This window comes from Cupriavidus basilensis, from assembly GCF_029335485.1.
Classification (GTDB): domain Bacteria; phylum Pseudomonadota; class Gammaproteobacteria; order Burkholderiales; family Burkholderiaceae; genus Cupriavidus; species Cupriavidus basilensis_E.
This window is the reverse complement of record NZ_JARJLM010000270.1, coordinates 1-8381: the sequence shown is the minus strand read 5'-3', so window position 1 is coordinate 8381 and position 8381 is coordinate 1. Positions and strand designations below refer to the sequence as shown.

Annotated in this window: 10 protein-coding genes; 2 read left to right on the top strand and 8 right to left on the bottom strand. The window is 68.0% G+C overall.

The features are described 5' to 3' along the window. Positions 1–9 precede the first annotated feature (9 nt). A complete protein-coding gene (locus P3W85_RS15810; protein WP_276265491.1) occupies positions 10–408 on the bottom strand; it encodes a copper resistance protein CopQ in 399 nt (132 codons plus the stop codon). A gap of 397 nt (positions 409–805) precedes the next feature. On the opposite strand from P3W85_RS15810, the gene P3W85_RS15805 reads away from it, so the two are divergent. Next, positions 806–1525 carry a Crp/Fnr family transcriptional regulator gene (locus tag P3W85_RS15805; protein ID WP_017227011.1) on the top strand — a complete coding sequence of 240 codons (720 nt, stop codon included), beginning with the start codon at positions 806–808 and terminating at the stop codon, positions 1523–1525. Here the strand turns inward: P3W85_RS15805 and P3W85_RS15800 are convergent. Continuing rightward, a complete protein-coding gene (locus P3W85_RS15800) occupies positions 1522–2655 on the bottom strand; it encodes an AGE family epimerase/isomerase (protein WP_276265490.1) in 1134 nt (377 codons plus the stop codon). The genes P3W85_RS15805 and P3W85_RS15800 overlap by 4 nt on opposite strands. A 526-nt stretch (positions 2656–3181) precedes the next feature. Here P3W85_RS15800 and P3W85_RS15795 point away from each other — a divergent pair. Next, entirely contained in the window at positions 3182–3454 is a 273-nt protein-coding gene (locus P3W85_RS15795; RefSeq protein ID WP_017227013.1) for a hypothetical protein, read from the top strand. A gap of 25 nt (positions 3455–3479) precedes the next feature. Here the strand turns inward: P3W85_RS15795 and P3W85_RS15790 are convergent, their stop codons facing one another. From P3W85_RS15790 to P3W85_RS15765, 6 genes are all read right to left on the bottom strand, one after another. Next, the gene (locus P3W85_RS15790; RefSeq protein WP_276265489.1) at positions 3480–4061 is read right to left on the bottom strand and encodes an MOSC domain-containing protein; all 582 of its coding nucleotides are present in this window, start codon (positions 4059–4061) and stop codon (positions 3480–3482) included. After that, a complete protein-coding gene (locus P3W85_RS15785; RefSeq protein ID WP_276265488.1) occupies positions 4058–5290 on the bottom strand; it encodes an alpha-D-ribose 1-methylphosphonate 5-triphosphate diphosphatase in 1233 nt (410 codons plus the stop codon). The genes P3W85_RS15790 and P3W85_RS15785 overlap by 4 nt, the downstream gene beginning before the upstream one ends. A 41-nt stretch (positions 5291–5331) precedes the next feature. Next, entirely contained in the window at positions 5332–6120 is a 789-nt protein-coding gene (gene phnL, locus P3W85_RS15780; RefSeq protein WP_276265487.1) for a phosphonate C-P lyase system protein PhnL, read from the bottom strand. Between the two features lie 2 nt (positions 6121–6122). After that, a complete protein-coding gene (phnK, locus tag P3W85_RS15775; protein ID WP_276265486.1) occupies positions 6123–6905 on the bottom strand; it encodes a phosphonate C-P lyase system protein PhnK in 783 nt (260 codons plus the stop codon). Continuing rightward, positions 6902–7828 (bottom strand): alpha-D-ribose 1-methylphosphonate 5-phosphate C-P-lyase PhnJ, encoded by a 927-nt coding sequence (locus P3W85_RS15770; protein WP_017224478.1) that lies wholly within the window; start codon positions 7826–7828, stop codon positions 6902–6904. The genes phnK and P3W85_RS15770 overlap by 4 nt, the downstream gene beginning before the upstream one ends. Beyond that, positions 7825–8381: carbon-phosphorus lyase complex subunit PhnI (locus tag P3W85_RS15765; protein WP_276265485.1), on the bottom strand; the 557-nt coding region annotated here is incomplete at its 5' end. The genes P3W85_RS15765 and P3W85_RS15770, both read right to left, overlap by 4 nt.

Here is an 8381-nt window from a genome sequence, read left to right as displayed (position 1 = left end):
CTATCCCGCTCAAGCATTGGCACCGTCCTGGTACGGGTTGAAGCTGTGGGTCGGCGGAGCGGAAACGCCACGGGTATCCATGCCGGCCAGCTTCTGTGCGCCATCGGTATAGGGGTCGGGCAGGCGCACGCGGGCGCCGTCCACGAACGGATCGATGCTGCGCGCCGGATCGGCGGAAACGCCGGTGCGATCCAGACCGGCAATGCGCGCGCCATCGGTGAAGGCATCGAACTTCCCGGCACGCGCGCCCGCGGCGAACACGTCGCGCACGGGATTCTGCGTGGCCTGCGCGTAAGGTATGGCGGTGTCTCCGGCGGTCGGGCCGGCGGCATGGGCGCCGCTCGGGGAAAACACGGCAGCGGCAATGGCGGCGGCGGCAAACAGCGATTGGGCGAGCTTCGGGTACATGGCAATCTCCAACTGGGTGAATGAGCCCATTCGTCGCCAGCGGCCGCGGGAACTTACAGGTTTTTTTCACGCTTTTTGTACCCGGCGCATCCGACCACCGCTTCCGCCGCCGGACACACCCTGGTCCCACCCGGGAAAGTGCCGTTTGCGTCGGACGGCCGCCGGCGGTCGGCCGCTCACAAAGTGCCTAAGCCTTCCCCCATCAAAAGTATGAGTCCAGCCGAAAGCATATCCGCCCAATACGGTGACGATCTCCAACCTCCGGCCACTGTCGGCAAACGCACGCATGCCGCTAAATACAGTTACGCGGCAAGCCCGGCTGCGTGGCACAGCGCACAGAGAAAAGCCGAACAGCCGGATCGGTTGCCGCAACCTCTAGCTTCGGGGAAACACGGGGATGATCGATATCGAACAGGATCTGTCCGGCAATCATCTGCTGGGCGCCTTGCCGGCGCGGGAGCGCCGCCTGCTGACTCCGCATGTGAACAGCGTGAACCTGCGCGCGGGACAGCTGCTGAGCGATTCCGGCCAGCGCATCCGGCACCTGTATTTCCCGAGCACGGCGGTGATCTCGATGATGTCGCTGCAGGAAAGCGGCGCCACCGTGGAGCTGGCCTCGGTCGGCAACGAGGGGCTGGTGGGCCTGCCCGCGCTGACCGGCGGCGAAACCATGCCGAATCGCATCGAGGTGCGCCGGAGCGGGTACGGCTTTCGCATCGCCGCGGGCGATCTGCGCACGCTCTACCCCGAGTTGCCCACCTTGCAGCGCATGGCTCTGCTCTATATGCAGGCGCTGCTCACGCAGGTGTCCCAGACCGCGGTCTGCATTCGCCATCATTCCCTGACCACGCAGCTGTGCCGCTGGCTGCTGCTGGCGCTGGACCGCTCGCCCTGCAATGAACTCGATGTCACCCAGCAAACCATTGCCGACATGCTCGGGGTGCGCCGCGAGGGTGTCACCGAGGCCGTGGGCAGGCTGGAAGAGCTTCACCTCATCCGGCACAGCCGCGGACATATCACCGTGATCGACCGGGCCGGGCTGGAGGGCTTTTCCGGCGAGTCCTACCGCATCGTCCGCAACGAGTTCGACCGCCTGCTCATCCCCGCGGCGGATTAATCTGCCGTGGCTTCGGCCAGCGCCTGGTAAGCGGTTGCAAGGTGGTACGGGGTGGTCGACGGCAGTTCGCCGCGCGCAACGGCACCGGCCGGCGACAAGCATTCATGCCAGCCGCGCGCATGAAGAAAACGTGCGGGGAACGCATGCAGCCAGGCCTGCAGGTGCGCCAGCGCAAAGCCATCGCCGCGCACCGCAAGGGCCCGCGCGAATTCGGTCTGCGCCCAGATCCGCTGCGCCGGATCGCGCGGCGAGCCATCGAGGTTCAATGCCGCGGCAACGCCCATGGTGCCGGTATCGACCCCGTGCCGCAAGGCGAATTCGAATGCGCGCGCCAGCGCCTGCGCCAGCGGCGAGCCGTCGAACAATGCCGGGGCCGTGGACAGCAGCGAGAACCATTCGAACTGATGCCCGGGTTCGATGCGGTTGCCGTCGCAGCCCAGGGGCAACTCGGCGATACAGCCGGTAGCCGGATCGACGAAACCCGCCAGTACAGCGGACGCGATGCCCTCCAGCCGTTTGGCGTAGGCATGTTCCCGTGTGACCTCGTAGGCCGCAAGGTAGGCTTCGGTCAGGTGCATGATCGGGTTCTGCAGCGGCGTACCACCGCCTGCACTGAAGTCTTGCGCCAGCGCGGCATGGTAGAGCCCGCCGCTAGCTGCAGCGAAGCGCTGCTCGATCAACCGCGTCGTGCCGTCCAGCAAGGCGCGCGCCTGCGGCAGGCCCGAGCGCTTCAAGTACGCCGCACAGGCGAACACTACGAAGGCATGCGTGTACAGGTCCTTGGCGGTATCGAGCGGCTGTCCCTGCGCGTCGATGCTGTAGACAAAGCCGCCGTGCGCAAGGTCGGCGAAGCGCGTGCGCAGCGACTCGAACAGCTGCGCGGCATGGGCCGCCGCGCCGCTGCCTTCGCACTGCGAAAAAATATAGAGCTGGCGCGCGCACGCCATGGCGCGATAGCGCTTCACGGGCAATGGCCCGTTATCGATGCCGGACAAGGCCTCGTAGGGCAGCCGCATCGCGGCGTTCCAGCCCGGACCGGTCCAGAGCGGAAGGATGACGGCATCGTAATGCGTGCGCAATGCCGCGATGGAGCCGGCAATCTCGGTGGCAGGGCTTGGCGTGACGTTCATGCGGTCGGCAATTCGGTAGTGGGCGCGTTGGCGCGGGGAGCCGGGCCTGGCAGGCGCGGCGCACCTGCGGCGGGGTACCCGATACGGTAAACCGTGCAATATACCTCAGCCGCGCCGCCCGGCATCGGCCACCGCACTCGTCCGGCGCCGCCAATCATGCCTGTTGCGCCCATTGCGCCACAGAGAACGAGTGAAGCCGTGGCCATGCCGGCGCGCGCGGTGGACAGCGCGGTGGGCCGCCTAAGTTGCGGAAGTACCGGCTTCGTCGCGCAACGCGTTTCATATGGCGAGCCAGCTTGCACCCGCCGCCAGATCACCTAACCTTATCGTGTGGTCCCCTGGCATCGAACCCCGCTCTGAGCGGCTATCGAGCCGCATTCCATCCCCGCCGCGGCTCCCGGGCCACATTCCTGGTTTTGCGCTGATGATCTGGCCGGCATCTCTTTACCATCCGGCCGCCAAGCAAGCACCAACGGGCCATCCGGACCTTGCCGGTAACCGCCCCCACGCTCCATGGGAGAGCGCGATGGAAAAGCCGATTGTGAGCCCCTTGCGTTTTGTCGAGATACTGAACGCCAGACTGCCTGCCCATCCCCTGTATCAGGAGGGGATGCGTGTGTACGCCATTCCCAATCATTCGGAGCACCCCCGCAGCCTGGTCTGCGTCGGCCCGCGCGGCGTGAGAGGCGTATGCGCGACGGTGGAACTGATCGTACGCGGCGAGTGCGAGGTCGTCCCCGACATTCCCGGGGACTGGCACGCTCCCCTTCGCACCGAGTCCCGCCCGGCCCACCGTTAGCCGCAGGCGCGCCGCGCCTGCCCGCTCAAACCCGCTCCAGTTTCCTGTGCGGCAGCGGTGGCAGCGTCACGCTGATCGCATCCCCCGCCCTCACCGGGCCGCCAGCCAGCACGACGCCCATGATGCCGGCCTTGCGCACCAGCCTGCCTTCGCCATCCCGCCCGAGGACCTGCGCGAGCAGCCCCGGCTGGAAGTGCTCGATCTGCGCGCAGGGATTGCGCAGCCCGGTCACCTCGACCACCGCGGTCTCGCCCAGTTGCAAGCGGCTGCCCGCCGGCAGCGCCAGCAGGTCGATGCCCTGCGTGGTGACGTTCTCCCCCAGCGCGCCGGGCGCTACCGCATGCCCGGCAGCCTGCAGCATGCCGAGCAGTTCGACCGCGATCAGGTGAACCTGCCGCAGGTTCGGCTGGCTCGGGTCCACCGCCACGCGCGAGCGGTGGCGGACAGTCTCGCCGAGATGGGCATCGCCCGCCACGCCGAGCCCGGCAAGCAGGCGGATGACAGGCACGTTGGGCTTGCTGAACGAATGCGTGGCACTCAGGCTCACCGCGACCACGCGGCCCGGGGGCGGCGACGCGCCCGATATGGGGTCGGCGTCCATGCTCATGCGGCTTCGCGGCCTTCCCGCCCAGGCGCCGGCATCCGCTCAAGGTCCGCGCTGTCCGAGCCCACGGCGCCCACCGGATAGCGTGCGGCAAACACCAGCCGGCCCGCCGACCAGGTATGCGTCACCAAGGGCTGGCCAGCCACCATGGCGACCGCGACCAGGTCGGCGCGCAGCCCCGCCGCTATGCGGCCACGATCCGACAGCCCGCAGGCCGCCGCCGGGTTGGCGCTGACCAGCGCGGCCGCCCGCGGCAGGCTCAGGCCGGCCAGGCGCTCGGCGGCAAACGCCGCGGCGATCAGCGTGGCGGGCTGGTAGTCCGAGCAGAGGCAGTCCGCCACGCCAGCGCGGATGGCGTCGATGGCGCGCATGGAGCCGCTCTGGCTCTCGCCGCGCAGCACGTTGGGCGCGCCGAGGATGGTCGGCAATGCCTTCGCGGCAGCGGCCCGCGCGGTTTCCAGGTTGATCGGGAACTCGCTCATGCGCACGCCCAGCGCGTGCATGGCGGCGATGCGCTGGGGCGAATCGTCGTCATGGCTGGCGGCCGGGATGCCAAGCCGTGCGGCCAGGGCAAGCAAGTGCTCCACCCGTTGCGGCGCGCCCTCCTTATCCAACAGTTTCCTATCCGCGGCGGCCTTGGCCTCGTCGCGGGTCATGGCGTGATTTCCCATCATATAGGCCAGGTACGCATCGAGCGTCTTGAACTGGCCCTGGCCGGGCGAATGATCCATCACGGAAACCAGGTCCACCAGGCCGGCCGCCATCAAGCGCTCCAGCACCGGCAGCGCACTGGCATCGGTGACCTCGAAACGGCAATGGATGCGGTTGTCCACCAGGCTGTGGTCGCGGAAGGCGGTAACGGTGCGCACGAGGTCGCCGGCTGTATCGTAGTTGCGCACGCCAAACTCGTGGCCGGCGAACGATACCGCATGGTAAGGGGTGGTAATGCCGGCCGCGGCGTTGCGGCGGTCGACCTGCGCCACGGCGAAGTCGAGCGGGAACATCACCCGCGAGCGCGGCTCGGCTTCTTTCTCGATGGCATCGCAATGCAGGTCGATCAGACCCGGCAGCAAGGTCTGGCCGCGCAGGTCGATCACCTGGGCAGCGCGCGGCACGGCGGCAGCGGCGGGCTCGATGGCCGCGATGCGGCCGTCCTCGATCAGCAAGGCGCTATCAGGCAAGACGCCGTCGGGCAGGACGATCCGCGCATGGGTCAGGTAGGCAGGAAGCATGGTCGGTTCCGGGTACGGTTAGCGACAGGAATGAAGGAATCTCAGCCCGCGACCGCGGCGAGCCTGGCGGCGCAAGCGGCATCCGCCGCCGGTGGATGCAGGGGCAGCAGCCTGGTGGCCACGGCTTCGCGCACCGCTTCGTCATGAAAGATGCCGACCAGGCAACGGCCCTCGGCCAGCGCCTCGCGAATCAGTCCGACCACCACGGCACGGTTGTCCGCATCGAGCGATGCAGTAGGCTCGTCGAGCAGCAGCACCGGGTGGCCACCGATCAATCCGCGCGCAATATTGACGCGTTGCTGCTCGCCGCCCGAGAAAGTCGCCGGCGGCAGGTTCCACAGCCGGCCCGGCACCTGCAGCCGCGCCAGCAGCACCGCGGCGCGCTCGCGCGCCTCGCCGGCGCCGGCGCCACGCTGCTGCAACGGCTCGGCCACCACATCGAGCGTGCTCACACGCGGGATCACGTGCAGGAACTGGCTGACATAGCCGATCACCTCGCGCCGCAATTGCAGGATGCGCTGCTCCGGCGCGCGGGTCAGGCCCACCCAGCCCTTGTCGTCGCGGATGCGGATGCTGCCTTCGGTGGCCAGGTAGTTGCCATAGAGGCAGCGCAGCAGCGTGCTCTTGCCCGCGCCGGAACTGCCCGCAAGCACCAGGCATTCGCCGGCGGAGGCATCGAAATCGATGGCCCGCAGCACCGGCAGGCGCGTGCCGCCCTGGTTATGCAGGATGAAGGTCTTGCCCAGGCCGCGCACCTGGATCCGGCGGGGATCGGTCTGGAAGTCCCGGGTGTCCAGGGTATCTTGGATACCGGTGAGATCTTGCGTCATGTTCAGCTCTGCAGGATGGAAGACACCAGCAACTGGGTGTATGGATGTTGCGGGTCGTCAAGAATCTGGTCGGTCAGGCCGCTTTCCACCACCCGCCCGCCTTGCATCACCAGGGTGCGGTGCGCCAGCAGGCGCGCCACGGCAAGGTCGTGGGTCACGATGATGGCGGCCAGGCCCAGGTCCGCCACCAGCCGCCGCAACAGGTCCAGCAGGCGGGCCTGCACCGAGACGTCGAGCGAGGCGGTGGGCTCGTCCATGAACACCAGGCGTGGATGCGTCACCAGGTTGCGGGCGATCTGCAGGCGCTGCTGCATGCCGCCCGAGAAGCTCGTGGGCGTGTCGTCGAGGCGCGCCAGGTCGAGTTCCATTTTCTCCATCCACGCCCCGGCCACGGCGCGCAGCTCTCCATAATGGCGCCCGCCCACCGCCATCAGGCGCTCGGCGATATTGGCGCCGGCACTGACGCGCATGCGCAGGCCGTCGCGCGCGTTCTGGCGCACGAAGCCCCAGTCGGTCCGCGCCAGCAGGCGCAGCCTGGCGTCGGACAGTGAGGCAAGGTCCACCAGGCCGTGCTCGCGGGTGTCGTAGCGGACGCTGCCGGACTCGGGCGCGGCCTGCCAGGACACCGCCTGCAGCAAGGTGCTCTTGCCGGATCCGGACTCTCCCACCACGCACAGCACTTCGCCGGCAAAGAGGTCGAAGCTGACATCGTGGCAGCCGTGTACGCCATCCCAGGTGCGGGTCAGGCCGCGCACGCACAACAGCGGCTCGTCGTTGCGGCTCATGCTGCCTCCTTCCCTGCACTGGCGAGCGCGCTGCCGCCGCCCTGGTTCGCTTCGTTCGGGCCGCGCATGCCCTGCTCCTGCCGGGTGGCGCAGTACTCGGTGTCCGAGCAGACGAACATGCGCCCGCCCGCGTCGTCGGTGATGATCTCGTCCAGATAGCTGTCGGTGGCGCCGCACAGCTCGCAGCAGCCCGACCACGTCTCGACGGCAAACGGATGATCGTCGAAATCCAGGCTCTTGACGCTGGTATAGGGCGGCACGGCGTAGACGCGCTTTTCGCGCCCCGCGCCGAACAGCATCAGCGCCGGGCTGTGGTCCAGCTTGGGGTTATCGAACTTGGGGATGGGAGACGGCCGCATCATGTAGCGCTGGTTGACCATGACCGGGTAATCGTAGGTGGTGGCGATCCGTCCATGGCGGGCGATGTCCTCGTACAGCTTGACATGCATCGCGCCGTATTCCGCCAGCGCGTGCATGGTGCGGGTCTCGGTCTCGCTCGGCTCCAGCCAGCGCAGCGGCTCCGGGATGGGTACCTGGAACACCATGATCTGCCCTGGCGCCAGCGGCGTTTCCGGGATCCGGTGGCGGGTCTGCACGATGGTGGCGGCGGCGGTGCGCTCGGTGGTCCGCACGCCCGTGACGCGGCCAAAGAAGCGCCGGATATTGATGGCATTGGTGGTGTCGTCCGAGCCCTGGTCGATCACCTTGAGCACGTCGTCGCTGCCGATGATGGAGGCGGTCACCTGGATGCCCCCGGTGCCCCAGCCATAGGGCAGCGGCATTTCCCGGCTGCCGAAGGGCACCTGGTAGCCGGGAATCGCCACCGCCTTGAGCAGCGCGCGGCGCAGCATGCGCTTGGTGGACTCGTCCAGATAGCCGAAGTTGTAGTGTTCGTCGCGCACGTTGGCATTGCCTTCATTCATGATGCGATGGCCTCCTGCGCCTGGGGCGCGGCGATGCTGTCCGCCGGCGCCGCCGGCGCCGCAGGCGCCCGGGCGGGCTCGCCTGGTTCGCGCTCGGCGCGCAGCCGGCGCAGCAGTTCGAGATTGGTCTGGAAATCCACGTAGTGCGGCAGCTTCAGGTGTTGCACGAAGCCGGAGGCCTCCACATTGTCGCTGTGGTAAAGCATGAACTCCACGTCGTTGGCCGGGGCGTCGGCGGCTTCGCCCAGTTCGGCGGCGCGCATGGCACGGTCGGCCAGCGCCATCGACATGGCCTTGCGCTCGCCATAGCCGAACACCAGGCCGTAGCCGCGCGTAAAGCTCGGTCCTTCCTGCGCGTTGCCGGCAAACTGGCTCACCATCTGGCATTCGGTGACCTCGATCTCCCCGATGGTCACGGCAAAGCCCAGCTCCTCGACGAACAGCTCGACTTCCACCTCGCCATAGCGGATCTCCGCCGCGAACGGGTGCGAGTTGCCATAGCCGCGCTGGGTCGAATACCCCATCGACAGCAGGAAGCCCTCGTCGGCGCGCG

Bases quoted from the DNA above. Each gene is read 5' to 3' on its own strand.
- phnL (WP_276265487.1), bottom strand. From the start codon at position 6,120: ATGACGCAAGATCTCACCGGTATCCAAGATACCCTGGACACCCGGGAC.
- P3W85_RS15790 (WP_276265489.1), bottom strand. From the start codon at position 4,061: ATGAGCATGGACGCCGACCCCATATCGGGCGCGTCGCCGCCCCCGGGC.
- P3W85_RS15805 (WP_017227011.1), top strand. From the start codon at position 806: ATGATCGATATCGAACAGGATCTGTCCGGCAATCATCTGCTGGGCGCC.
- P3W85_RS15795 (WP_017227013.1), top strand. From the start codon at position 3,182: ATGGAAAAGCCGATTGTGAGCCCCTTGCGTTTTGTCGAGATACTGAAC.
- P3W85_RS15785 (WP_276265488.1), bottom strand. From the start codon at position 5,290: ATGCTTCCTGCCTACCTGACCCATGCGCGGATCGTCCTGCCCGACGGC.
- P3W85_RS15770 (WP_017224478.1), bottom strand. From the start codon at position 7,828: ATGAATGAAGGCAATGCCAACGTGCGCGACGAACACTACAACTTCGGC.
- phnK (WP_276265486.1), bottom strand. From the start codon at position 6,905: ATGAGCCGCAACGACGAGCCGCTGTTGTGCGTGCGCGGCCTGACCCGC.
- P3W85_RS15810 (WP_276265491.1), bottom strand. From the start codon at position 408: ATGTACCCGAAGCTCGCCCAATCGCTGTTTGCCGCCGCCGCCATTGCC.
- P3W85_RS15800 (WP_276265490.1), bottom strand. From the start codon at position 2,655: ATGAACGTCACGCCAAGCCCTGCCACCGAGATTGCCGGCTCCATCGCG.